Consider the following 24,436-nt stretch of genomic DNA (forward strand, 5'->3'; position numbering starts at 1 on the left):
TATTTTATCTGTTAACTGAAATCGACATCGGATTATCCATTTCATCACGCACAGTAACAGGTGCTTCCTTCTTCCGGCTGCGTTTTACATTAGACAGATCGTCCTCGCTGAATCCGGGGAAGTTCTTCTTGATGAACAGAAAATATTGCTGCAAGGTTTTTGGATCTACCTTGAAAGGAAAAGCCATTTCCTTACCACTCCCTTTGAGGAAGTCGTTTGTATTTAATTTAGTCTCGTTTTGTAAGTACCACTTGTATAAGTCCACAATAGCTTTCTCCAACTCTGCTTCATCCACTTTCTCAGTTGTCTCTACCCGCGGAAACATTAACACAAACTCTTCTACCCTTACAGGCTTGGCATTATTCGTGTTCTTGGCGTTATTACGGTTATCGTTGTTGTCTCCGTTTTTATCACCATTATTATCCCCGTTTTTGAAACCAGTGCTGGCATTTGCTGATGCGGCTGCGGCCAAAACTACCAACAGCATAAACAACAGCTTTTTCATAAGGCGTCAAATTTTCGAGTTTAAAAATACAATTATATTTTGAGATTTCTAGTAGATTCCAAAATATGCGTAAAAACCCCTGAAAAAAACAAAAGCAATGGGCGAACCATTGCTTTCGAGAGTCATTTACAGTGCATGATGAATCATGCGGTGTAGGAATATTTGGTTTTTCATAGGACAGTAACCATAATAAAAATTAATACAATAACAAATATAATAAAATTATATCGTGAGTTAGAGGAAAGATTAAATATTAGAAATATATTAATATTTCTGCATGTTTTTAAAAAAGATGCAATTAGATTGATCTTTTTAGAAAAATATCTAATGAAAAAATATGTGGTAAAGAATCAGGACCTAAATATTGCCTGGAGAAAGAGAAGAAAAACAGGGTATTTTTTGAAAAAAGTAAGGGCGCCTAGAAAAGCGCCCTCAATTTGTTACTATCCTATGAAAACCCTATTTGAATACAAAGGTAAGGGCATGTTATTTTTCTTTGAAATTTTAGAGCCTAAATAACATATCATTAACAAGAAGTTGTAACATCAATCAGCTGCAACCCATGCTGGTACCGCAATTCAAACATTTATAGCAAGTACCCGAACGCACCGTGATATGTCCACAGGTATTACATGCCGGCGCATCACTTTGCATACTTTTCAGGTAATCCTGCGTACCACTTTCCTGCTGAAATGCTGTAGCCGCCTGCATTCTGGGAATACGTGGCGCAGCCTGCCCGCTACTGTTTACCCTTCCCGGCAATGGAACCGGCACTTCCTCATCCGCATCTCCCTCACCCGTATTTCCAGCTGCATCCAGCACATGTACCAGGTCGGTACGGCCCAGGTACTCGTATCCTAACACCCTGAAAATATAATCGATCAGCGAGGTGGCCGATTTAATATTAGGATGATCTACCATTCCTGCCGGCTCAAACCGCGTGAATACAAACTTATCCACAAACTCTTCCAACGGAACCCCGTATTGCAATCCCACGGAAACGGCAATGGCAAAACAGTTCATCAAACTCCGTAAAGTAGAGCCCTCTTTCGCCAGATCAATAAATATTTCGCCCAACGTACCATCGTTGTACTCCCCGGTACGCACAAAAATTACCTGGCCACCCACATTTGCTTTTTGCGTAAACCCACCCCGTTTGGACGGCAAACTTTGCCGCTCCACAATCCTCGACAACTGGCGCTTTAAGGTGGTGTCCCTGCTGGCCAGCATCCGTTTGTTCACTTCCTCCAGCAACTCATCGATCGTCAGCTGCTGAAGGTCCTGCCCGGCAGCCACTTCGTTCACCGGCTCCGCTTTCTTCTTTTTATCACTCTTATTGCTCAAAGGCTGACTTAACTTACTACCGTCCCGGTACAAAGCACAGGCTTTCAACCCAAGTTCCCAGCTGAGCTTATAAGCATCCGCAATTTCTTCCACCGCCGCCTCATTCGGTAGGTTAATGGTTTTGGAAATAGCTCCGGAAATAAAAGGTTGCACCGCCGCCATCATCCTGATGTGACCATGCGCATGGATATACCGCTCCCCGTGCTTTCCGCATTTATTGGCACAGTCAAATACAGGCAAATGAGCTTCCTTCAGGTAAGGCGCCCCCTCCACCGTCATTGTTCCGCACACATAATCATTCGCCGCTTCTATCTGCTCATCCGTAAATCCCAAAGCATGTAACAGGCTGAACTCAAGACTGTAATAATCCTCCGCCTTAAACCCTAACCGCTGCAAACACTCTTCTCCCAATGTATATACATTAAATACAAATGATATATCAAAAGAAGAAGAAACGGCGGTATCCAACTTTTTCAGCTCTTCCCCCATAAATCCTTTCTCGCTCAGCGACTGATGATTAATATAAGGCGCCCCCGCAAAATTGCCGGTTCCTTTTGCATAATCCACAATCGCCTTTATTTCGTGGGAAGAATAGCCAAGGTTTTGTAACGCCGTAGGAATAGACTGGTTAATAATCTTAAAATAGCCGCCACCAGACAGCTTTTTGAATTTCACCAATGCAAAATCAGGCTCCACGCCGGTAGTGTCACAATCCATCACCAGGCCAATAGTGCCGGTAGGCGCAATCACCGTTGCCTGTGCATTACGGTAACCATATTGCTCACCCAGCTTCACTGCCTCGTCCCAGGCCTTGGTGGCCGATTTCAGCAGGTAATCCGCGCAATACCGTGCATCAATGCCCCTGGGCTTTATCTCCAGTCCATCATACGCATCAGAGGCATCGTATGCGGCCGCCCGGTGATTCCGCATCACCCGCAACATATCTTCCCGGTTCTCTTCATACCGCGGAAAGGCGCCCAGATGTGCAGCCATCTCCGCAGAAGTTTTATAGGCAATCCCCGTCATAATAGCGGATATCGCTCCTGATATACCACGCGCTTCCTCGCTGTCGTAGGCAATGCCGCTCACCATCAGCATAGAACCCAGGTTTGCATAACCCAGCCCCAGCGTACGGTATTCATAACTAAGCTGCGCCACTTCTTTAGAGGGGAATTGGGCCATCAGTACAGAAATTTCCAGCACCACTGTCCATAACCTCACGGTGTATTCAAAGCCGGGAACATCAAACAGGTTCTTTTCATCATCGAAAAAGCGCCGGAGGTTCACGGATGCCAGATTACAGGCCGTATTATCGAGGAACATATATTCTGAACACGGATTAGAGGCGTTAATACGCCCGCCCTGCGGACAGGTATGCCACTCATTGATAGTCGTGTCATATTGCGTACCCGGATCTGCACAACGCCAGGCGGCATAAGTAATCTGGTCCCACAAATCCTTTGCTTTTACCGTTTTTGTGGTTTTACCGGTACTCCTGGCTTTGAGTTCCCATTCGCCATCTTCCTCCAACACCCTGAAAAAAGAATTCGGTACCCGGACAGAATTATTGGAGTTCTGGCCAGATACCGTTTTATACGCATCTCCTTCATAATCAGAAGAATAGCCAGCTGCAATCAATGCTGCCACCTTCTTTTCTTCTTCTACTTTCCAGTTTACAAATTCCATAATCTCCGGGTGATCAAGATCCAGGCACACCATTTTTGCAGCCCTCCTGGTGGTGCCACCCGACTTAATGGCTCCCGCTGCCCGGTCCCCGATCTTCAGAAAACTCATTAATCCACTGGAAGTTCCGCCACCACTAAGCTTCTCCCCATCTCCCCGGATATGCGAAAAATTGGTACCCACACCGGAACCGTATTTGAAGATGCGGGCTTCCCGCATCCATAAATCCATAATTCCGCCCTCATTCACCAGGTCATCGTTTACACTTAAAATAAAACAGGCATGAGGCTGAGGCCGCTCGTATGCAGAAGTAGACTTTTCCAGGGTGCCGGTGTTTTGCTCCACATAATAATGGCCCTGCGGCTTGCCTTTAATACCATAGCTCTCAAATAAGCCGGTATTAAACCACTGGGGGGAGTTAGGCACACACGACTGGTTGAGCATACTGTAGGTCAGCTCTTCATAGAAAATCCGGGCATCTTCGGCAGAAGCGAAATAGCCATATTTTTCACCCCAGGCACGCCAGCAGTTGGCCATACGATGCACCACCTGTTTCACCGAAGTTTCCCTCCCCGAAGTGCCATCAGCCTGCGGCACCCCTGCTTTGCGGAAATATTTCTGCGCCAGGATGTCGGTAGCAATCTGCGACCAGGCAGCCGGTACTTCCACATTATTCATTTCAAATACTACATCGCCACCGGGATTCCGGATCACAGAAGAGCGGAGTTCGTAGGCAAACTGGTCGTATGGACTCACACCTTCTTTGGTAAAATGGCGGGTAAACGCAAGCCCATTCTTACTATTGACTGGATTTTTCATGCCCGTAAATTTTTTCTTAGATGATATAAATGAGTTAGTATAGCGGAGTACTCTAAAATTAATTTTAAAATGCCTGGAGCGGCCCATTTATTTTGCACAGATTGTGGATAATTGCGCAAACAGTTTGCCAACACGTTTGTTATAAAGCCAAAAAGAAATCCGGCTTAAAATTTGTCATTAACAAAACGTTTACAGTTGCGTTACACATAATCCGCTAGGTATCATGAAGTTCATGAATAGAAAATGAATTGAATGCATATTTATTTAGCAATGTGTGTTATTAATAAAAATATTATACATTTGCGACAACCGGAACAATGCGCTATTGATGTACAATAACATATACACTTCGTTCATCGAAAGAAAGGCTAAAAAGGAAAAGGCATTCGCGGTTTTAATTGACCCGGATAAGGTAACACCTGCCGGCATCATAGAGATTGCTGATAAATGCACTGCTGCCAAAGTTGATTATATCTTCCTTGGAGGTAGTCTGGTGATCTCTGATCACCTTGATGAATGCGTACAACAGCTGAAAGCCAGCTGCAACATTCCCGTTGTATTATTTCCCGGAAGCCCTTCCCAGGTATCAAAATATGCTGATGCCTTACTCTATCTGTCTGTAATTTCCGGCAGAAACCCTGAATTACTGATTGGACAGCATGTGGTATCTGCCGCTGCTGTGAAGAAAAGCGGACTGGAAGTAATTTCCACCGGTTACATGGTAATCGACGGCGGAGCACCTACTACAGTTTCTTATATCAGCAACACTATGCCTATCCCGGCAGACAAGGCAGATATTGCCATGTGTACCGCAATAGCAGGGGAAATGCTGGGAATGAAAGTGATTTATATGGATGCTGGCAGCGGCGCCCGTGTACCTATCACAGAAAGTATGATCAGTAGGGTAGCCAACCAGGTACAGGCTCCTATTATTGTAGGAGGAGGTATAAGAGATGCAGAAAAAGCTTACCTGAATTGTAAAGCAGGCGCGGATATCCTCGTAGTAGGCAACGCCATTGAGAAAGACCTTTCTCTCATTAAAGAACTGGCAGATGCCGTGCATTCTGTTCCTGTAAAAGCATAAAGATATATAGCATAAAATATAAAACGAATGACAGCAGGAAATCTACTGTCATTCGTTTTATTAGCTGACCGCTAAATACTTACAGGCTCATCATCTCTTTAAACTTCACTGCCTGCCTGCGGCTTACTTCAATTTTTTCGCCCCCGCGCATTTCCAGCAACAGGCCGCCATTAAAGTAAGTATCAATTTTCTCAATCATCCGCAGATTCACAATATGTTTACGGTTTGCACGGAAAAAAGTACGCTCGTCCAGTCTTTCTTCCAGCGCATTCAATGATTTGAGGATCAAAGGCTTGTTGGTTTCAAAATAAACCCGCGCATAGTTACCCACACTTTCAAAAAGCCGGATTTCCTGCAGCTTCACAAACCAGCACCTGTCGCCATCTTTCACAAAAACCTGGTCATTTTCAGACAATAAATTACGGATACCACCGGATGCCGCCAAACGGTCCTTCTCATCCTGCTGATGCAGTTTGTGGATCGCATCTGCCAGCCGCTTTGGCTCTACCGGTTTCAACAGGTAGTCCAGCGCATTGTACTCAAATGCTTTCAGCGCATACTCATCATATGCAGTGGTGAAAATCACCTGCGGCGTTTTCTCCAGCTCTGCCAGCAAATCAAAGCCCGTTTTATCAGGCATCTGGATATCCAGGAACAGTAAGTCAGGATGAAGCGTTTCTATCTTCTCTATACCATCCTTCGCGTTCACAGCTTCCCCCACCACCACTATTTCCGGGTGATCTGCCAGTAATTTTTTCAATTCACTCCTGGCCAGGCGTTCATCATCTATTATCAATGCTTTTTTCATTGGCAATATGAAGTTTGGTTGATGATTTAATTGATTTAAAAATAATAGCTATAACCAGTTAATCCGGCTACAGCAGTTTATAACAAGTGATTTAGAGCAACGGCATCACTACAGTAGCTTCCACCGTTTGCTCATCTTTATTCCTGATTTCAAAAGAAGCCCTGCTGCCAAACAAAAGGCTCAACCGCTGCCGGGTGCTCTGTAATCCAAAGCCATGCCCGTTCATATTGTTTTCTACAATCTGACCGGTGTTTTCGATGGTAATTACATGCTGCATCCCCTTCAGGGAAGAGTGAATATAAACCGAGCCTCCCCGGATGATCCGGGAAATCCCATGCTTAATGGCATTTTCCACCAACGTTTGCAACATCATCGGTGGTACCTGTAACTCCAGCGTATCCGGGTCAATCTCATACTTAACACTCAAACGCTCCTCAAACCGGATATGTTCCAATGCAAGGTAATCCTTTACTATATTCAATTCGTTTTCCAGACTCACCGTTTCCGCCTTCTCCGTTTGCATAGAGCTCCGCAGGATATTGGAAAGCTCTGTGATAGCAGTTCTTGCCCGCTGTGGGTTTTCATCTACCAGCGCCCGGATACTGTTCAGCGCATTAAAAATAAAATGTGGATTCAGCTGCGCTTTAATCGTTTTCAGCTCCAGCTCCTTCACAGTAGTCTCCAGCTTTAACTGATCCACCTGTGACCGCCGGTTCCTTTCAATGTAATGCCATATGAAATATAGAAACCACCAGATGGTAGTGATCAGGAAAGATCCTACAATCCCCACCTGGATGGGCGTATCCGATAAGTGTAACAGGTATATTCCAAAAAAGTAATATCCAATATACGACACCAGCCCCGACCCCGTCATTAACCCGATAAACAGCAGAATCTGGTTCTCAAAATTATAATTCACCCAGGCAAACCGGTGGATCAGGTTGCGGAAAAGATGAGTGGCTATAAAACCGAATAACACAAAAATTACCAGATTCAGATAATAAGCCGCGTCCGGAGACGTTTTCCTGTAAACAGAAAAGGCGAAGAAAACATTGATCAGAAAATATGCCGACCACCCCAATATCTGGCACCACCAATATTTGTTTATTTGTTTAAACATTCAATCAAATTAGTAAACTTCACCTATATTCCAAAAATACCCTACAGCGCCCCCAGCAGAAACCTAAATGTTATAAATGGTGAATCAAAAAAGGTAAATGGCAGATGGCTGTATCTGAATGGTGAAATATCACAGAACTGTCCTATTTTCCTGTCATACTTACACTATTTACCACATATTTTTATGTATTTTTGTTACTTCATATAAACCCTGAGCCCAATTATGAATATAAAGGCAGGTCAACTGTTGAGCCAGATAGAATATCCCGCTGATTTGCGAAAGCTGAATAAAGAACAGCTTCACCAGGTATGTGAGGAGCTGCGTCAATACATTATTGACGTGGTAAGTGTGCATGGTGGCCACTTCGCGGCCAGTCTCGGTGTTGTGGAGCTAACAGTCGCTTTGCATTACGTTTTTAATACCCCCTACGATCAACTGGTATGGGACGTAGGCCATCAGGCCTATGGCCATAAAATCCTCACCGGTCGCCGGGAAACATTTCCTACCAACAGGAAATATAAAGGACTCAGCGGATTTCCTAAAAGAGATGAAAGCCGTTACGACACTTTCGGCGTAGGACACTCATCCACTTCTATCTCCGCCGCACTGGGTATGGCAATGGCTTCCCACTACAAAGGCGAATTTGACCGCCAGCATATTGCAGTAATCGGCGATGGCGCCATGACAGCAGGTATGGCCTTCGAAGCGCTCAATCACGCCGGTGTGGCAAACGCCAACGTGCTCATTATACTGAACGATAACTGCATGTCCATAGATCCTAATGTGGGCGCGCTGAAAGAATATCTCACAGATATCACCACTTCCCCCACCTATAACAAGGTAAGGGATGATGTGTGGAACCTGCTGGGCAAATTACCTGTAGGAAAGAAATTTACCCGCGACATGGCCTCCAAACTGGAAGCCAGCCTCAAAGGTGTAGTGTCAAAATCCAGCAACCTCTTCGAAGCACTGAAGATGCGCTACTTTGGTCCCATCGATGGGCACAACATCACCAAACTGGCCGATACCCTGCAGGACCTGAAAGATATTCCCGGTCCGAAATTGCTGCACATCGTTACCACCAAAGGTAAAGGCTACGCACTCGCAGAAAAGGACCAAACCACCTGGCACGCACCAGGTCTCTTCGATAAAATTACCGGCGAAATATTCAAAAAACCGGTCACCAGCCCGCAACCTCCTAAATACCAGGACGTTTTTGGCCATACCATCATTGAACTCGCAGAACAAAACGATAAAATTATCGGTATCACCCCAGCGATGCCTTCCGGCTCTTCCCTCAAATTTATGATGGAGAAAATGCCGCAAAGAGCATTCGACGTGGGCATCTGCGAACAACACGCCGTTACCCTCTCTGCCGGCATGGCAACACAGGGTATGCGCGTTTTCTGTAACATCTATTCTTCCTTCTTCCAACGCGCCTTCGATCAGGCCGTACATGATGTAGCCATCCAGAAACTGCCGGTGATATTTTGCCTCGACAGGGCAGGACTCGTAGGAGAAGACGGACCTACGCATCATGGCGCCTACGATATTGCTTACATGCGCAGTATCCCCAATGTGATCATCAGCGCACCCATGAATGAGGAAGAAATGCGCAACCTGATGTACAGCGCACAACTGCCGGAAAATGATATGCCTTATGTAATCCGCTATCCACGCGGACAAGGTGTAATGCCGGAGTGGCGCACGCCGTTCAAAGCCATTAAAGCAGGTACCGGCCGGAAAATCCGCGACGGAAAAGATATCGCTATCCTCTCTCTCGGACATACCGGTAACTTCGTGGCTGAAGCATGTAAAGAACTGATTGGAGATGGGCTGCAACCCGCTCACTACGATATGCGTTTTGTAAAACCACTGGATGAAGCAATGCTGCATGATATCTTCCAGTCGTTCGACAAAATAATTACGGTAGAAGATGGTACCATTGTAGGTGGCTTCGGTAGCGCAGTCATCGAATTCATGACTAACAACAACTATAAAGCAACCGTTAAAAGGTTAGGCATACCCGACAGAATTGTGGAACATGGCAAGCCGGACGAATTATACCGCGAATGTGGTTATGATGCCGCCGGTATTGCACGCACCACCAGGGATATGCTGAAAGAAAAAATTACCGTCACTATTTAATAAAAGAATTTAGTTATTTAGCTACCTGAATATTTAATTTCCACAGGAATTGAATATTCAGGTAGCTAAACTTTTTTTTACCATGTACTTTCAGCTCAGGATAACGGAGATCATACGCGAAACACCCGGTACTTATACTTATAAGCTGGAAAATACATCGCCGGAGCCACTGGAATATCTGGCCGGACAATTCCTCACCTTTCTCATTACGCTCAACAATAAAGAGTACAGGCGCTCTTATTCTTTCAGCTCCACGCCAGGTGTAGATCCCTTTCTGTCGGTAACGATCCGCGAAAAAGAAAACGGCGAAATATCCCGCCATCTTATCCATACCTGGAAAGTAAATGATATCGTTACCACACTGGAGCCCTCCGGCCGCTTCACTTACGAAAAGTCAGATACTGCAGAAAGAGACATCTTCCTGCTGGCCGCAGGAAGCGGCATAACACCCGTATTTTCGCTGCTGAAACATATATTAACAACGGAGCCGCACGCGCATGTTAAACTGATTTACAGCAACGCTGCGCCTGAAACAACCATCTTCTATGAAGCGTTGCTGGCATGGCAAAAACGTTACCCGCAACAATTGGAATGTATCTGGCTTTTCAGCAATGATCCGGATAGTCATCATATCTACAGAAGGCTCAACAATATTTTACTGGAGCAACTGGTGAACACGCATATCCGTTACAACCGGGAGCATGCACAGTTCTTTCTCTGCGGTCCTCCCGATTATATGCGCACCATCCTGCTTACACTCACCTTTATGGGCTTCCGGGAATCACAACTCCATAAGGAAAACTTTGTGGTGAATACAGATGCACGGATTGCAAAAACGCCGTTGCCGCAGGATCACGACCCGAAACAGGTAATCATCCGCTATCGCAATGCAGAGTACAAGCTCGCTGTTCCTGCGAATCAAACCATCCTTAGCTATGCACTCGCCAACGAAGTATTGCTACCTTATAGTTGCAAGGGCGGTGTATGCGGTTCCTGCACAGCGCAGTGTGTGAGCGGCAAAGTATGGATGCCGGTTAACGAAGTACTAACGGATAAAGAACTGGCCGAAGGACTCGTACTTACCTGCGTCGGATATCCCGCAAGCAACGAAATAATACTAGAATTATAAAATCACATAATATAAAAAATATTATCAATCATAACGATCTGATATTATTTTTGGATTGCTAAAATTTTAGCTAAATTATGTGGAAAATCAGGTGATGCGGAATGCCCCAATCCCAATAAAGCTTACTTGCTTATCGCTTCTGATTGTTGTTATCACTATTAACAGCTACCTCCTGTTTAAAAACAGTTTCCAGCATTCTTCATTATTATTGTCACTCAGCATACTAACGCTTTGCAGTGTATGTGTCCTGCTGATCGTTGCCACATTCTTATCAGACAAACGTCCCCTTCAGTTCGAACATCTCTTTAATGAATATCCCATTCCCATGTGGATCTACGAAAAAGCTACGATGCGCTTTCTGTCTGTTAACAATGCCGCGGTAGAAAAATATGGTTATAGCAGAAAAGAATTTCTGGATCTAACGTTATTGGATATACGGAACGAAGAAGATATACCACTGTTGGTAGAAAATGCCGCGGAGCGGTGTAATGGAGATGAATACAGGGGCATCTGGAAACACCGTAAAAAAGATGGCACCAATTTTTTTGTGGAGATATACTCGCTTCCTGCGGTATATTTTGGTAAAAATGCCCGCTTCATCATGGCCAGGGATGTAGATGCACAGGTAAAGGCCACCAGAGAAGCGCGTGAGCTGGGTATCCGCTATGAATTACTTGCACAGGCAACCAACGACGCGGTATACGACAAAAACCTCCTGACAAACGTTGTTACCTGGAACCACGGCCTGCATCATCTTTTCCTCTATAACAACCATGATGAAACCGACCTGGTGCAATGGTGGCAGAATAATATTCACCCGGCAGATCACGCCAGGATCGTTGCTTCACTAGATGCATGCAAACGGGCACACCTGAACTACTGGTCGGAAGAATACCGCTTTAAATGCGCAGATGGCAGCCATAAATATGTGGTGGACCGTGCATTCATCATGTACGAAAACAATATCCCCCATCGCATGATAGGCATGATACAGGATATCGACAAGCTTGTAAAACAAGCCCGGCAACTGGAAGAACAAAATGAAACACTCAGGGAAATTGCCTGGATCAATTCTCACGAAATACGCAGGCCGGTAGTATCTATACTCAGCATTGCCGGCTTATTCGATAAAAGCAATCAGGACCTGCATCTCAACACCCAGCTCATGGAATGGCTGCATGAATCCACCCTTCAGCTGGATGAAATCATTCATAAAATTGAGCATAAAGTAAAAGCCCTCCAATAGCTACACCTCACAAGGTATAAACTGGTTGAAGTCTTCCTTTAACGATAGATATAATTTCCGGAAAATCTCCATACGGTGCTGTATGGTTTGGAAGTCATCAATAGGACGGTCGTCGTGCACCACGGTTACCGGCGTGTTGGCCACTCTTTTAGCGCATTGCTTGATGTCATGATGCATTTCATCAGCTACTTCGCGCTGGCGCAGTAAACGGTTCTCAAAATGTTCAACCTGTGTCATTACATCCCTGGAAGCTTTGCTGAGGGCGATTTGTTCCAACCGCTCCCGCATCATTTTTACTTCAGTTCTTACTTCGTTTACTTCTTCTTTCCAGGAATTCAACTGCTGGTGCAGTTCTTCAGTGGGAGTTGTGATTTCCATGGTGTATTGATTTATCAATTTAAATGATGATTAAAAAACTATTCATCATACCAAACGCTGTGTCAATATCCATATTAATTTACCAGAAAAGACCTCTTCCAAGGTACAATCTTTTTCTATTCAACCCCTCACTTTTGCACTTCTTTTTACAGATAAATGCCAAACTCAGGAAAAAAATCCATCGCCTCCAGGATGCCGCCGGCGCCCGGCCGCTGTGCCTGTAATACATGCGTCATTCCTGCAGTGCGCGCTATTAATTCGGGCTCCGAATCACCTACTACCACACCTTTGAATCCGGTTTCATACATGGAATAATCATTCATGGAGTCCCCGGCTACCAGCACATTCTGATGCGGCAATGCCAGCACCTGCAACAGCTGTTTCAAGGTAAAACCTTTGTTCACACCGGCAGGTAATATGTCGAGGTATTTTCCGGCAGATAAAATCAGGTCACATTGCAGCGATGCCGCAATTTCACGGGCGCCTTCAATATCTGTACTATCATCATAATAGTAAGAACACCGGTACTGCTGATGTGCCTCCTGGTGCAGTAATCCCTTCACTGTTTTCAATGTTTCCCTCACGTGATCACCGGGCCATTTAGCCGCAATGTGCGACTGCACCGGCTCTACCGCCGTTAACGTAGGCAAATGGGTAACAGTGGCGCCTACATCACAAATAATATATTCGGGCCGCGGTAAAGGATTATTTTCCAGTAACGATAATACACTGCGTATGCCCCGCCCGGTTACAAACACCAGCTGTATATCTTTCTGCCGCTGCAATAAACTATATAGTTGTTCCTTATCTGCCGTTGTACCTCCTAAAAAGGTACCGTCCAGATCTGTAGCTAATAACATGTGTCCTGGTTGCTTTAATGATTTCAATGAATGCGGATGCCGATAAAAATATAAAAAAAAGACCAGCCGTAACGACTGATCTTCTTTTAGATATAATGGGTTAGTATATAACGATGTGATTAGTTCAGCATTGGTACATCTATCAGCAAAAACTCTGCCGGTTTGATTACCTCAATACTTACTTTGTTATATTCAGATAACCCGATCGCATCACGCGTTGTTAATGTTTCTCCATCTACATTCAGTTCACCACTGAGTAAAAACAGGTAGGTTCCCATGTTGGTGGCCTTAGCGGTAATATCCAGTGTTTTGCCCGCTTCATATTTACCCAGCGTAAACCAGGCATCCTGGTTTAACCACAGGCCATTGGCCTCTTTATCCGGTGAAATCACCACCTGCAAAGCGTTTTCACGCGCGGCAGGATCAAATGTTTGCTGATCATAACGGGGTGTTACGTTCCTTTCTTTCGGAATTACCCAGATCTGCAGGAAACTCACTTCCTCCGTTTTAGATGCATTAAATTCAGAGTGCACCACACCTGTTCCGGCACTCATAATCTGTACATCATTTTTACGGATCACTTCTTTATTACCCGTGTTATCGCTGTGAGCCAGTTCACCATCCAACACAATAGATACAATCTCCATATTATCATGCGGGTGGGCGCCAAAACCCATTCCGCCTTTTACGGCATCATCATTTAACACACGCAGTGCGCCAAAATGGATCCTGTTGGGATCGTAGTAGTTAGCAAAGCTGAAAGTATGATGACTTTTCAGCCAACCATGATTGGCGTATCCCCTGGTATCTGCACGATGAATAACTTTCTTCATAACTAAATCTCCTTTGTTTTAACACTACAAATATCGCTATAAACGAAGGGGGGAAGAATGGATCATATGTTGAAAAACGTGGACAAAAAAATACGGATCTTTCTATACAGTAGCCGTTTAAAAAACGGCATGCATATGAAAAATCCGTAAAAGCTGTAACGATGCCTGGTAGCTATTTACACCAGTTTCGCATCTGTAGTAATGGTAGCATTCAGCACCTTGCTTACCGGGCAGTTAGCCTCAGCATCCGCTACAAATTCAGCGAATTTGGCAGCGTCCAGGCCTTCTACGCTGGCAGTTACTTCCAGATGGCTGGTAGTAATAGCACCGTTATCTAAAGTAATAGTGCATTTGGTATCAATGTTACCTGGAGTAAAACCTGCGCCAGTGATCACAAAGCTCAGCTTCATGGTAAAACAACCGGCATGGGCTGCTGCAATCAGTTCTTCAGGGTTAGTACCAATACCATCTTCAAAACGGCTGCTAAAAGAGTACTGGGTCTTGTTTAATACAGTTGACTGGGAAGTTAAAGTGCCTTTACCTTCTTTACCGGTACCTTGCCAATTGGCAGATGCAAATCTTTTCATGTTTAATTTTTTATTTTTTTCCAGTTAGAAAAATCAGTGCGGAGGCCCAAATTACAAATTAATCGGCAATAAAAAACGCCGGAGCTTCCTGGAACGTAAAAGCACATAAAAAAGCCGCACAGTTTCCTGCGCGGCTATACATGGTTCCTGTCAATTGATTCCTATATTCTTTCTATTAATATTGCTATAGCCTGTTACAGATCCTGACCTGCAACGGGCAAGTGCCATATTATTGTTGCTTTACCATTTGTACACTGGCCAACAGCTTTACTTCATCACTCAACAATAACCCGCCGGTTTCAGTAGTAGCATGGAAAGTAAGACCAAAATCCTTACGGTTAATTTTACCGCTCAGTTCAAATCCTGCTTTAGTCTGGCCATAAGGATCCACCACTTCGCCGCCAAATTCAACATTCAGCTCTACGGGGCGGGTATTATCCCGGATGGTTAAATCGCCTACCAGTTTAAATGTATCTGCATCTATTTTCTTTACTTCTTTAGACACGAATGTGAGCTTTGGATACTTTTCTGCTTCAAAGAAATCTCCTGCCTGCAGGTGGGCATCACGCTGCGCATTCTGTGTGGAAATACTGTTGACGTCTGCTTCAAATGTGATATTGGCAGTGCTGAAATCATTATCAACAGTTTGCATGGTACCATCAAATTTGGCAAACTGACCGGTTACAGTCGTAATCATCAGGTGCTTGATTTTAAATTGTACATCACTGTGTGACGGATCAATTTTCCAGGTTGTCATATAGCTTTGTTTTTTTAGTATTATTAAATGTTTAATTAGTTTAAAACTCCCATTTTACCGGCGTTAAAATCATCTATCGCCGTTCTGATTTCATCTTCGGTATTCATCACAAACGGACCATAAGCAAAAATGGGCTCATCAATCGGTTCGCCGCTCAGCACCACCATAGCGGTGTCTCTCAGCGCGGTGATGGTTACTTCCGTACCTTCTTTTTCAAAGAGGGCGGTTTCCACTCCTTTGAGTGACTGGCCATTCACATCAGCTTCTCCCTGGAATACGACTGCTGCCGTGTTAAAATTTTCCGGTATGCTTAAAGTGATTTTATCATCCTTTTTAAGATGAATATCATAAACATTCACCGGGGAAAAGGTACTGGCAGCGCCTTTCACACCATCATATTCACCTGCAATCACTCTCACATATCCTTCTGCACTTACCTTTACCACAGGAATTTCCGCTTTGGTAAGGTTCTGATAGGAGGGAGGATTATTTTTAAATGCTTTAGGAAGATTTACCCACAACTGGGCAAACTCCACCTTCCCGCCTTGTTTGCTGAATGCTTCGCTGTATTTTTCTTCATGTAAGATGCCGCCGGCAGCTGTCATCCACTGCACATCACCTGGGAATAACAAACCACGACTACCGGTAGAATCCCGGTGTTCCAGTTCGCCCTGGTATACGATGGTAACGGTTTCAAAGCCTTTGTGCGGATGTTCGCCAACACCTTTGGGTCTTACACTCGGTGGGATGTAATTGGGAGCTGCATAGTCCATCATGATAAAAGGACTGATCCTGTTACCTTCAGAACGGGTTCCGCCCGGTAAGGTGCTCTGCACCCTGAATCCATCGCCTACCATGTGTGGTGCGGCTGCAATTACGATCTGGCTTACATGTTTTTGTGTTTTCATATTATTTGCCTCCTTAAGACAACACAAAAGTACATGTTACAACATCGGTTAAGAATGGATAAAACACTCCTAGTGATGGACTTTTTTTAAAATTCCGGAAAATTCAGACAGAAGGGCCTACAGATGTGCGGGCAGCCTCTTTAAATTCAGAAGGACTCTGGTTGGTATATTTCTTAAAAAAGCGGCTGAAGTAGTGCGGATCATCAAAACCCAGCTTATAGGCTATTTCTTTGGCGGTAAGGTCTGTATTGTACAAATACCGCTGCGCTTCCAGGATCACCCGGTTGCGGATATGTTCCCCGGCAGTAATACCGGATAATTGCTTGCTGATTTCATTCAGCAGTACAGGTTTGATATGTAAAAGTCCGGCGTAATCAGATACAGTCTTTAATTCCTGGTATTTTTCCTCTATCAGGTTTTTAAATTTCAGGAAGATAGAACTATTATGCGCTGCATGCTGTTCAGGGGTAATGGCTACATTTTCTCCCTTTATGCGGGAAGCCAATACCAGGAAATAACGCAGCAGCCCGTGCAAGGCCATTTCATATTCAGGTTCACGCAGGGTTAACTCCTTCATCATCAGGCGAACAATGGCGTCAATATCTTTCTCCTGTTCATCATCAATATGAATTACGCTGCTGAACTGGTTATTGAAAAACAACCCCGAATTGATGCCGGATACCTGCGTCTGATCCTTTAAACACATGAAAGCATCGCGAAAGGCGATCATGTATCCGTCTATTTTATCGGTTGCCTGCAGGTTATGCACCTGGCCGGGAGCCACAAAAAAGAGCGTGTTCTTTTTTACCTCATGCGTCACCGCATCAATGGTATGCAGCAGTTTACCCTTCTTAATCCAGTAAATGGTGTAGAAGTCGTGCCGGTGCGGCACGCCAATCTGATCAAAAAAAGAGTTACCTAATTCACAAAGACCAGACACCACAAATCCCGGATCTACATGTGAGTACTCTGGTAAGGAAACAATCCCGATATTTTCACGTTTCTCAGCCATCTATTAAGGTCCCTGCAGTTTCTTCCTCCCTTTCGGAAGGATCAATGTATTCAATAATAAAGTTATTCCTGCCTTCGCCCACCATAATCCCCATATGCTTCATTTGCACCAGCTCCAGCATACTGAGGAACAGGAAAATGGCATGCACACGGTCTTTACAGTGATCGAATATTTTTTCAAAAGATAAAGTACGCTCCGCCCGTGCCAGCTCTTCCATATACATCCTGGAACCCTCCATTGTATAATCGTACTTATATACTACGTGCTGTGGCTTATTATCGCGCTCTTTCATGCGCTGAATCACCTTCTCAAAGGTTTTTGTCAGCTTGAAGAGGGTGAGGGTTTGCACTTCAGTACCTTCACTGGTCACTTCCCCGATTTCGGCCAGTTCCTTCGCAATATTTCCACGTTTTACAGACAGCATACGGTCTGCTTCCATTTCTGCCAGTTCCGCGGCCGCCAGCTTGTAACGCTTATATTCCAGGATTTTGTCTATCAGCTCCATCCGCGGATCAATTTCATTTCCCTGCTCATCCAGTTCCTTGCGCGGCAACAGCATCTTTGCTTTGATACGCATCAGGGTAGATACAAAGAGAATAAATTCACTGGCCAGCTCTATATTCAACGTTTCAATATGATGAATATAGTCCAGGAAATCCTGCGTGAGGGTATTGATAGGGATATTGTAGATATCCAGCTCATCACGTTCAATGAAGAACAGCAGCAGGTCGAAAGGACCTTCAAATTGCGGTAATTTGATCTTATAGACAGGTGCTTGTTCGCTCACGTAATGTTTTTAAAGATTTTTTATAAAAAGATATCGCACAATTGCCTGGAGTCATTAAATACCGGTTAGATAACCGGCTTCCTGTCTCCCTGCCGCTGTGCGATATCAAAAATAACAAAATTCCGGCGAATCAGAACTTGGCAGCAAAGCCAACCCCGATCACCTGTTTTATCTGAAGCCGGGGCCCCATCACACCGGTTTCTTTATTCTCAAACACTTTTACATCATCATCATATATCATATCTACGGTCAGCAGAGCAGAAATCCACTTGTTTACCTTCAGTTCCAATGCGTTGGTAAAAAACACGTCTATGTTCCCCGGGTTGTGCCTGTAATCGGAAAATAAATCCAGCCGGCCTTTATAAGTCATGTTTTTTGCAAAGGTCTTTATATAGTTGGCAGACAGGTAGGCGCCTATTTCATATTTAAAATGCGACCCTGTATCCACTCCGTAAGCGCCCTGTTTAGAGAGTACGTCATCCATTACAAACACAAAACGGGAAGTAATTGGCGACAGGAATAAAGAAAATGAATTATCCGGTTTATAATCAAAACCCGGCGACACCAGCACGTAAGCAGGAGAGAAGAATTTTGAGGACAACTGCGGCGTAGTATCTGAAGGATACAAATAACCATTGGTGAACTGGGTACGTAAATTCACCAAACCGCTTAAATACCAGTTTTTGCCAATCTCATAGCCATATTTAGAAGTAAGGTCAATGCGGTCGTCATTTTTCCGTCCTCCCAAACTGGTGGTATTAATATAGCCATATGCCAGGTCGGCTATGTTGTCCCAGGAATGTTTTCCTTTCTTATAGAACGCCCAGCCAAAAAGATTGGACCCGATAGAGAAAGCAAAATTATCACCGCCCGCAGCCCAGTTACTCAAGGATCCCTGGTTGATATTTACATTAATGTTCATCCCCTTTCTCCACAATTTGGGAATGGTGTCATTAGGGTCTTTTTTGATCTTACCGGCAGCTTCTTCTCTCGACTTCTTCATCCAGTCATTTTGCGCGTGTACCGCCGTAAACAGTAGCATACAGCAGGCAATGGATAAAGTAAATTTTTTCATCAATTTGTGTTTAAATGAGTACGTAATAAGTCACCCCACTTTTTCCGGAAGGAAAAATGGAATGGTAAGGGTATTTCTAAAAAATTTTATCTGGATTTTTTCAGTTCATCACGGATTTCCATGAGCAGTTTTTCCTGGGTAGACAGTTCTGCCGGGGCTGGGGCTTCTTCTTTTTTCTTGGTAAGCTTATTCATAAATTTCACCAGCAGGAAAATACAGAAGGCGATAATCAGGAAATCAATCACGCTTTGTATAAAAGCGCCATAGGCAAATACCGCTATGCCTTTAGCTTTCGCATCCGCCAGTGTGGCCACGTCTCCCTTACTTGTGTCCAATACATAAAAGACGTCGTTAAAATTCTTTCCCCGGGTAAATAATCCGATGATAGGCATCAGGATATTATCTACCAGGGATGTAACAATCTTTCCAAACGCACCACCTATAATCACACCCACTGCAAGATCCATTACATTGCCTTTCATGGCAAACTCCTTAAACTCTTTGATGAACGACATAATGCAAGGTTTTTATTGGTTAAAATAAGTGAACAAAATTAAAGCATAATACCCGAACACGTTAATTATTAAGCTATTATTTCTTTAACCGGGGATATTTCATCTTTAATGACTTCAGTGTATCCCTCAACGTTAGCGCAATCAGGTATTCTTTATACCAGTTCTGATCTGCCGGAACAATCAGCCAGGGCACATAGTTACAGTGGTTAATTGCATCTTCATAAACATCCATATATTTATTCCACAGCTTTGATTCTGTCAGGTCATTTTCGTTATACTTCCACATCTTGCGGGGATCTTCTGTCCGTTCCACCAGGCGCTGCTGCTGGGCTTCCTGTGATACGTGCAGGTAACATTTGATGATGTGTGTATTATTATGAACCGTCAGCAATTTTTCAAAGTCGTTGATGGCGTCCATCCGCTTAAAAGCCATCTTATCGTCGATCCACTTGTGTACGCGTTGTATAAGAATATCTTCGTAATGCGAACGGTTAAACACCTGGATCATGCCTTTACCCGGCGCATGCTGATGTATCCTCCATAAAAAATCGTGTTCTGATTCCTCGGGGCTGGGTGCTTTGAAAGAGTGGACCGTGCAGCCCTGCGGATTTAAGGTACCGGTAACGTTTTTGATTACGCCGTCTTTCCCGCTGGCGTCCATTCCCTGTACTACCAGCAATACACAGTGCTTATGCTGTGCATACAGCAGGTTTTGGAGTTCATCCAGCTCCTCCAGAATTTCCCGGGTTACCGCCTTTATTGTTTCTTTATCCAGCTTTTTGGGAGCCGATGTACTGATAGCAGACAATTTGATTTTACCCATGTAGCGTATTCTTATAAATAAATTTAACAAAATCGGGACAGAAGTGTTGCGTTATCATGATTTATATTTTGCTGAATATGAAGGATACCTGCACCTTTGTACTCGAAAAACAACAGCTATGCACCAACGTTTCGCCCATTGGGGAGTGTTTCTCCTGTTATCACTCACATGGGGCAGCTCCTTTATATTGATGAAAATAGGGCTGGAATCATTTACTTCGTACCAGGTGGCCAGCTTAAGACTGGTGGCTGCCGGCGTAGCCCTCTCGCCTTTTTTACCAAAGGCATTCAGGCAAACACCCGTAAATAAACTTCCCCTTATTATACTTTCCGGCATCCTGGGCAACGGTATCCCAGCTTTTCTATTTTGCCTGGCAGAAACAGAAATCGACAGCTCCCTGGCAGGTATCCTTAATGCCTTAACGCCGTTAATGGCCCTGCTTTCCGGCATCATTATCTTTAAAAGTCCATTTAAAAAAGCGCAGCTCACCGGCATTTTCGTAGGGCTGGCCGGGGTCGTATTACTGTTCGCTGCCAAAGGTATCAATACAAATGGCCACTGGTATTATGCGCTGCTGGTAATCCTGGCTACGGTAAGCTATGGGGTAAATATCAGCATGGTACATCATAAGCTGCAGGGCTTCAGTTCACTGCAGCTGGGGTCTCTGGCTATGTTCTTTTGTGCCGTGTTCACATTCCCGATTCTGTGGTACAGTAATTTCTTTCCACAGTTTTCCCAACCGGATGCGCCCTGGCGCTCACTTTCCGCAGGCCTGGTACTGGGTGTGATGGGAACCGGGGTGGCAGCTGTACTCTTTTTCCTGCTCATCAAAAGAGCGGGGTCTATGCTGGCCTCTATGGTGGCATATGCGTTACCGTTAGTAGCCGTGGGATGGGGCTTGCTGGCACATGAAACAATTACCTTGATTCAGGTAGGGAGCATGGGCATTATTTTGTTGGGAGTATATCTCGTAAACAGGGCCAACAGGGTGACTACAGCAAAATAAGGCATCTGCCCACCGCAAAAAAGAGCGGAGATATTAACAGGATCAGTATCCGTTAATATCTCCGCTACAATATTTCCAGGCTATACTTTTTAAATAGCCATAATTTCTTTCTCTTTTACTTCGCAATGCTTATCGATCAGCGTAATGTGCTTGTCGGTTAATTGCTGGATATCGGCTTCCGCATCCTTGGCAGTATCTTCACTTAAACCGTCTTTCTGTAACTTTTTAACTGCTTCAATAGCATCCCTGCGGATATTTCTGATGGCCACCTTTGCCTGTTCACCTTCGTTATTCACCTTTTTCACAAATTCTTTTCTGCGTTCTTCGGTTAATGGCGGAAGGAATAAACGGATGATAACCCCGTCGTTTTGAGGATTGAGACCAATATTAGATGCAATAATGGCTCTTTCAATAGGCTGCAGCATATTTTTTTCCCAGGGCTGAATGGTTAGGGTGCGGGCGTCTGCAATGCTTACATTAGCGACCTGGTTCAGTGCAGTTGGTGCACCATAATAGTCAACAAAAATACCATCCAGTATTTGCGGATTGGCTTTCCCGGCTCTGATTTTTGTAAGTTCCGATTCCAGGTGCCCGATAGCTTTCTTCATCGAGTCCGCTGCCTCATCAATGATAAGCGTTAGATCATCTTGCATAACATAAATAGTTAAGTGCGTGCAAACCTACAGGTTTTCTTTTAATCGTCAAAGTAACGCCCTGATAATGGAAGTAGAAATGCTTACAAATAACCACAACAAAAGGATTATTTATCTTGCAATACACCCTCTGTTGTAACACGCAATATTTTGGTGGCTTCTTTTGCTGTTGCCACTGCTGGCTGTATTACCGGCTCTGGAATAGCCTTCACCGCCAGTTTCTTCCGGCGTGCCAGGTACAATACCCCTGTAAAAAAGGTAGCAGAACCTATTACAACCATTAGCAGCCAGGTAGCGCCCATTCCCTGTAACACAAATGCACCAACGATATAGGTGGCATTGATTGCTACAGAAACCAGCGTAGTTTGCCTGTGATTGAGCTTCAGGTCCAGCAGGTAGTGATGGATATGGTTCCTGTCGGCAGAGAAAGGAGATCTTCCCTGTAACATACGAACAGCAAATACGCGTAAGGTGTCAAATAAAGGTACGATCAGGATAGCAAATGCTACAGCTGGTGTAGCCCCGATAGGCATTTTACCGGCAGGATTGCCAGCCACATCAATAAATTTCAGTACCAGCACCGCATTTACCAGGCCTATCAGTAAGGATCCCGTATCTCCCATAAAAATACGGGCAGGAGAAATGTTATATATAAGAAAACTGGCTAATCCACCTGCTAATGCGAAGCCTATTACAGCATAAGTAATTTCACCCACATGCAGGAAATAAGCACCAAGCACCGCACTCACCAGTAATCCGATGCTACCGGCATGGCCGTCTACCCCATCTATCAGGTTGAAAGCATTGATAACCACAATAAAAGTAAAATAAGTCAGCATCAGGCTGATATTCGGAGGCATGGCATAAATTCCCATGAAGCCATACATGCTGGTTATCTGAAGATTGCCGAGGTAAATAATAGCGAAAGACGCCGCCAGCTGCCCGATTAATTTCTTTAACGGAGACAACCCTACGATATCATCCTTCATGCCCACCATGAAAATGATAAAGAACGCCGCCATCATGTACTGAAATGGCGAATTGGCTAACGCGGGTACGCAGATAGCCGTGGCGATTATAAATCCGGAGAAAAAACCGATTCCTCCCAGCGTTGGTATACGCTGTTTATGCGTCTTTCTTTCGTCCGGTTCGTCGTATAAATGCTTTAATTCCGCCACTCTGATCAGTATTGGAATAGAAAAATAGGTAACAACAAAACTTAGGACGGTAGCAATTAATACATTCTCCATTAGTGGGGCTTAATTGTGCAAAGATATTAATTTCAACGAAATATGAAAAGAAACGTTAAAAAAATCAACTTTTTTAATACTTTGAGATCGCAAAAAAAACATTCAACAGCCACAAAATCTACGAAATTCTATTAGTTTTGCGGCACAAAAATTAACAACTATCATGCCACAGCTCAAAGATATTGCTACTCAGGTAAGGAGAGATATTGTACGGATGGTACATGGCGTTCAAAGCGGTCACCCCGGAGGTTCATTAGGTTGCGCCGACTTCCTGACTGCCTTGTATTTCAAGGTTATGGATCATAAACCGGAACCTTTTGATATGGATGGTAAAAACCAGGACCTGTTTTTCCTGTCCAATGGCCACATTTCCCCGGTGTTCTATAGCGCACTTGCCCGTTCCGGCTATTTCCCCGTACAGGAACTGAGCACTTTCCGTAAGCTGAACTCCCGCCTGCAGGGCCATCCCACCACCCATGAACACTTACCGGGTATACGCATTGCTTCCGGCTCCCTGGGGCAGGGCATGAGTGTGGCAATCGGCGCTGCGCTTGCAAAAAAACTCAATAACGATAAGAACCTCGTATTCTCCCTGCACGGAGATGGCGAACTGGAAGAAGGACAAATCTGGGAATCTGTAATGTTTGCTCCTCATCATAAAGTAGATAATCTTATCATCACCGTTGATCTGAACGGTCAGCAAATTGATGGGACTACTGATGATGTTGCCGGCCTTGGTGATGTAGGCGCCAAATTCGAAGTATTCGGATGGCTCGTACTTCACATGAATGGTAATGATATGGATGATGTTGTTGCCACACTGGAAAAAGCTAAAAGCCTTACCGGTCAGGGTAAACCTATTGCCATCATCATGAAAACCGTTATGGGTCAGGGTGTTGACTTCATGGAAGGTCACCACGAATGGCATGGTATCGCCCCCAGCGACGACCAGCTGGCCAAAGCACTGGCTCAGTTACCGGAAACTTTAGGCGACTACTAATAACAGTAACTCATTAAAATATTAAAAAAAAGAGGCTGTATCATAAATAAATGATGCAGCCTCTTCTATTTTGCTGATATATTTATCAATTTGAGATAAAATCTTA

The 24,436-nt window shown here is 44.4% G+C and carries 23 protein-coding genes; 6 read left to right on the plus strand and 17 right to left on the minus strand.

The window, feature by feature from the left end; translation table 11 throughout:
• Positions 1–4 precede the first annotated feature (4 nt).
• Together AB6805_RS20145 and AB6805_RS20150 are read right to left on the minus strand one after the other, a co-directional pair.
• The gene (locus AB6805_RS20145; RefSeq protein WP_370911238.1) at positions 5–505 is read right to left on the minus strand and encodes a hypothetical protein; all 501 of its coding nucleotides are present in this window, start codon (positions 503–505) and stop codon (positions 5–7) included.
• 549 nt (positions 506–1,054) lie between these two features.
• Positions 1,055–4,351, minus strand: coding sequence for a vitamin B12-dependent ribonucleotide reductase (locus AB6805_RS20150; RefSeq protein WP_370911239.1), 3,297 nt, complete (start codon positions 4,349–4,351; stop codon positions 1,055–1,057).
• A 328-nt stretch (positions 4,352–4,679) separates the two neighbouring features.
• Between AB6805_RS20150 and AB6805_RS20155 the strand changes: the two genes are divergently transcribed.
• Positions 4,680–5,435: a geranylgeranylglyceryl/heptaprenylglyceryl phosphate synthase gene (locus AB6805_RS20155; protein ID WP_370911240.1), complete on the plus strand. Its 756-nt coding sequence runs from the start codon at positions 4,680–4,682 to the stop codon at positions 5,433–5,435.
• Between the two features lie 79 nt (positions 5,436–5,514).
• Here AB6805_RS20155 and AB6805_RS20160 read toward each other — a convergent pair whose 3' ends face one another.
• Complete coding sequence (locus AB6805_RS20160) at positions 5,515–6,243, minus strand: LytTR family DNA-binding domain-containing protein (protein WP_079469799.1); 729 nt, start codon at positions 6,241–6,243, stop codon at positions 5,515–5,517.
• A gap of 91 nt (positions 6,244–6,334) precedes the next feature.
• Entirely contained in the window at positions 6,335–7,363 is a 1,029-nt protein-coding gene (locus AB6805_RS20165; RefSeq protein ID WP_370911241.1) for a sensor histidine kinase, read from the minus strand.
• A 222-nt stretch (positions 7,364–7,585) separates the two neighbouring features.
• On the opposite strand from AB6805_RS20165, the gene dxs reads away from it, so the two are divergent.
• From dxs to AB6805_RS20180, 3 genes are all read left to right on the plus strand, one after another.
• Positions 7,586–9,511: a 1-deoxy-D-xylulose-5-phosphate synthase gene (gene dxs / locus AB6805_RS20170; protein ID WP_370911242.1), complete on the plus strand. Its 1,926-nt coding sequence runs from the start codon at positions 7,586–7,588 to the stop codon at positions 9,509–9,511.
• 82 nt (positions 9,512–9,593) lie between these two features.
• Positions 9,594–10,640 carry a flavin reductase family protein gene (locus AB6805_RS20175; RefSeq protein WP_370911243.1) on the plus strand — a complete coding sequence of 349 codons (1,047 nt, stop codon included), beginning with the start codon at positions 9,594–9,596 and terminating at the stop codon, positions 10,638–10,640.
• 79 nt (positions 10,641–10,719) lie between these two features.
• Positions 10,720–11,886, plus strand: a complete 1,167-nt coding sequence (locus tag AB6805_RS20180; RefSeq protein ID WP_370911244.1) for a PAS domain-containing protein — start codon at positions 10,720–10,722, stop codon at positions 11,884–11,886.
• Here AB6805_RS20180 and AB6805_RS20185 read toward each other — a convergent pair whose 3' ends face one another.
• The 11 genes from AB6805_RS20185 to AB6805_RS20235 all read right to left on the minus strand — a co-directional run bounded on the left by AB6805_RS20185 (position 11,887) and on the right by AB6805_RS20235 (position 20,421).
• Positions 11,887–12,264: a hypothetical protein gene (locus AB6805_RS20185; protein ID WP_370911245.1), complete on the minus strand. Its 378-nt coding sequence runs from the start codon at positions 12,262–12,264 to the stop codon at positions 11,887–11,889.
• A 146-nt stretch (positions 12,265–12,410) separates the two neighbouring features.
• Positions 12,411–13,124, minus strand: coding sequence for an HAD-IIB family hydrolase (locus AB6805_RS20190; protein WP_370911246.1), 714 nt, complete (start codon positions 13,122–13,124; stop codon positions 12,411–12,413).
• Between the two features lie 119 nt (positions 13,125–13,243).
• Positions 13,244–13,957 (minus strand): pirin family protein, encoded by a 714-nt coding sequence (locus AB6805_RS20195; protein WP_370911247.1) that lies wholly within the window; start codon positions 13,955–13,957, stop codon positions 13,244–13,246.
• 176 nt (positions 13,958–14,133) lie between these two features.
• Positions 14,134–14,544, minus strand: a complete 411-nt coding sequence (locus tag AB6805_RS20200; protein WP_079469807.1) for an OsmC family protein — start codon at positions 14,542–14,544, stop codon at positions 14,134–14,136.
• 229 nt (positions 14,545–14,773) lie between these two features.
• The gene (locus tag AB6805_RS20205; protein WP_370911248.1) at positions 14,774–15,301 is read right to left on the minus strand and encodes a YceI family protein; all 528 of its coding nucleotides are present in this window, start codon (positions 15,299–15,301) and stop codon (positions 14,774–14,776) included.
• Between the two features lie 35 nt (positions 15,302–15,336).
• Entirely contained in the window at positions 15,337–16,209 is an 873-nt protein-coding gene (locus AB6805_RS20210) for a pirin family protein (protein WP_370911249.1), read from the minus strand.
• A 103-nt stretch (positions 16,210–16,312) separates the two neighbouring features.
• Complete coding sequence (locus AB6805_RS20215) at positions 16,313–17,221, minus strand: helix-turn-helix domain-containing protein (protein WP_370911250.1); 909 nt, start codon at positions 17,219–17,221, stop codon at positions 16,313–16,315.
• The gene (locus AB6805_RS20220) at positions 17,214–18,008 is read right to left on the minus strand and encodes a ScpA family protein (protein ID WP_079469813.1); all 795 of its coding nucleotides are present in this window, start codon (positions 18,006–18,008) and stop codon (positions 17,214–17,216) included. The genes AB6805_RS20215 and AB6805_RS20220 overlap by 8 nt, the downstream gene beginning before the upstream one ends.
• A 130-nt stretch (positions 18,009–18,138) precedes the next feature.
• Positions 18,139–19,083, minus strand: a complete 945-nt coding sequence (locus tag AB6805_RS20225; RefSeq protein WP_370911251.1) for a DUF3078 domain-containing protein — start codon at positions 19,081–19,083, stop codon at positions 18,139–18,141.
• 86 nt (positions 19,084–19,169) lie between these two features.
• A complete protein-coding gene (gene mscL / locus AB6805_RS20230) occupies positions 19,170–19,598 on the minus strand; it encodes a large conductance mechanosensitive channel protein MscL (RefSeq protein WP_370911252.1) in 429 nt (142 codons plus the stop codon).
• 76 nt (positions 19,599–19,674) lie between these two features.
• Positions 19,675–20,421 carry a PPK2 family polyphosphate kinase gene (locus AB6805_RS20235; protein WP_370911253.1) on the minus strand — a complete coding sequence of 249 codons (747 nt, stop codon included), beginning with the start codon at positions 20,419–20,421 and terminating at the stop codon, positions 19,675–19,677.
• Between the two features lie 118 nt (positions 20,422–20,539).
• Between AB6805_RS20235 and AB6805_RS20240 the strand changes: the two genes are divergently transcribed.
• Positions 20,540–21,427: a DMT family transporter gene (locus tag AB6805_RS20240; RefSeq protein WP_370911254.1), complete on the plus strand. Its 888-nt coding sequence runs from the start codon at positions 20,540–20,542 to the stop codon at positions 21,425–21,427.
• An 89-nt stretch (positions 21,428–21,516) separates the two neighbouring features.
• Here the strand turns inward: AB6805_RS20240 and frr are convergent, their stop codons facing one another.
• Both frr and AB6805_RS20250 read right to left on the minus strand, forming a co-directional pair.
• Positions 21,517–22,080: a ribosome recycling factor gene (frr, locus tag AB6805_RS20245; protein WP_370911255.1), complete on the minus strand. Its 564-nt coding sequence runs from the start codon at positions 22,078–22,080 to the stop codon at positions 21,517–21,519.
• 107 nt (positions 22,081–22,187) lie between these two features.
• A complete protein-coding gene (locus AB6805_RS20250) occupies positions 22,188–23,330 on the minus strand; it encodes a glycosyltransferase family 4 protein (protein ID WP_370911256.1) in 1,143 nt (380 codons plus the stop codon).
• 163 nt (positions 23,331–23,493) lie between these two features.
• Here AB6805_RS20250 and AB6805_RS20255 point away from each other — a divergent pair, with 163 nt between their 5' ends.
• The gene (locus AB6805_RS20255) at positions 23,494–24,330 is read left to right on the plus strand and encodes a transketolase (RefSeq protein WP_370911257.1); all 837 of its coding nucleotides are present in this window, start codon (positions 23,494–23,496) and stop codon (positions 24,328–24,330) included.
• Positions 24,331–24,436: the final 106 nt, after the last annotated feature.

This window comes from Chitinophaga sp. RCC_12 (genome assembly GCF_041360695.1).
Classification (GTDB): Bacteria; Bacteroidota; Bacteroidia; order Chitinophagales; family Chitinophagaceae; genus Chitinophaga.

What these genes read in the sequence shown, in the direction of transcription:
- AB6805_RS20145 (WP_370911238.1), bottom strand. Translation starts at nt 505, where the DNA reads ATGAAAAAGCTGTTGTTTATGCTGTTGGTAGTTTTGGCCGCAGCCGCA.
- AB6805_RS20150 (WP_370911239.1), bottom strand. Translation starts at nt 4,351, where the DNA reads ATGAAAAATCCAGTCAATAGTAAGAATGGGCTTGCGTTTACCCGCCAT.
- AB6805_RS20155 (WP_370911240.1), top strand. Translation starts at nt 4,680, where the DNA reads ATGTACAATAACATATACACTTCGTTCATCGAAAGAAAGGCTAAAAAG.
- AB6805_RS20160 (WP_079469799.1), bottom strand. Translation starts at nt 6,243, where the DNA reads ATGAAAAAAGCATTGATAATAGATGATGAACGCCTGGCCAGGAGTGAA.
- AB6805_RS20165 (WP_370911241.1), bottom strand. Translation starts at nt 7,363, where the DNA reads ATGTTTAAACAAATAAACAAATATTGGTGGTGCCAGATATTGGGGTGG.
- dxs (WP_370911242.1), top strand. Translation starts at nt 7,586, where the DNA reads ATGAATATAAAGGCAGGTCAACTGTTGAGCCAGATAGAATATCCCGCT.
- AB6805_RS20175 (WP_370911243.1), top strand. Translation starts at nt 9,594, where the DNA reads ATGTACTTTCAGCTCAGGATAACGGAGATCATACGCGAAACACCCGGT.
- AB6805_RS20185 (WP_370911245.1), bottom strand. Translation starts at nt 12,264, where the DNA reads ATGGAAATCACAACTCCCACTGAAGAACTGCACCAGCAGTTGAATTCC.
- AB6805_RS20190 (WP_370911246.1), bottom strand. Translation starts at nt 13,124, where the DNA reads ATGTTATTAGCTACAGATCTGGACGGTACCTTTTTAGGAGGTACAACG.
- AB6805_RS20195 (WP_370911247.1), bottom strand. Translation starts at nt 13,957, where the DNA reads ATGAAGAAAGTTATTCATCGTGCAGATACCAGGGGATACGCCAATCAT.
- AB6805_RS20200 (WP_079469807.1), bottom strand. Translation starts at nt 14,544, where the DNA reads ATGAAAAGATTTGCATCTGCCAATTGGCAAGGTACCGGTAAAGAAGGT.
- AB6805_RS20205 (WP_370911248.1), bottom strand. Translation starts at nt 15,301, where the DNA reads ATGACAACCTGGAAAATTGATCCGTCACACAGTGATGTACAATTTAAA.
- AB6805_RS20210 (WP_370911249.1), bottom strand. Translation starts at nt 16,209, where the DNA reads ATGAAAACACAAAAACATGTAAGCCAGATCGTAATTGCAGCCGCACCA.
- AB6805_RS20215 (WP_370911250.1), bottom strand. Translation starts at nt 17,221, where the DNA reads ATGGCTGAGAAACGTGAAAATATCGGGATTGTTTCCTTACCAGAGTAC.
- AB6805_RS20225 (WP_370911251.1), bottom strand. Translation starts at nt 19,083, where the DNA reads ATGAAAAAATTTACTTTATCCATTGCCTGCTGTATGCTACTGTTTACG.
- mscL (WP_370911252.1), bottom strand. Translation starts at nt 19,598, where the DNA reads ATGTCGTTCATCAAAGAGTTTAAGGAGTTTGCCATGAAAGGCAATGTA.
- AB6805_RS20235 (WP_370911253.1), bottom strand. Translation starts at nt 20,421, where the DNA reads ATGGGTAAAATCAAATTGTCTGCTATCAGTACATCGGCTCCCAAAAAG.
- AB6805_RS20240 (WP_370911254.1), top strand. Translation starts at nt 20,540, where the DNA reads ATGCACCAACGTTTCGCCCATTGGGGAGTGTTTCTCCTGTTATCACTC.
- frr (WP_370911255.1), bottom strand. Translation starts at nt 22,080, where the DNA reads ATGCAAGATGATCTAACGCTTATCATTGATGAGGCAGCGGACTCGATG.
- AB6805_RS20250 (WP_370911256.1), bottom strand. Translation starts at nt 23,330, where the DNA reads ATGGAGAATGTATTAATTGCTACCGTCCTAAGTTTTGTTGTTACCTAT.
- AB6805_RS20255 (WP_370911257.1), top strand. Translation starts at nt 23,494, where the DNA reads ATGCCACAGCTCAAAGATATTGCTACTCAGGTAAGGAGAGATATTGTA.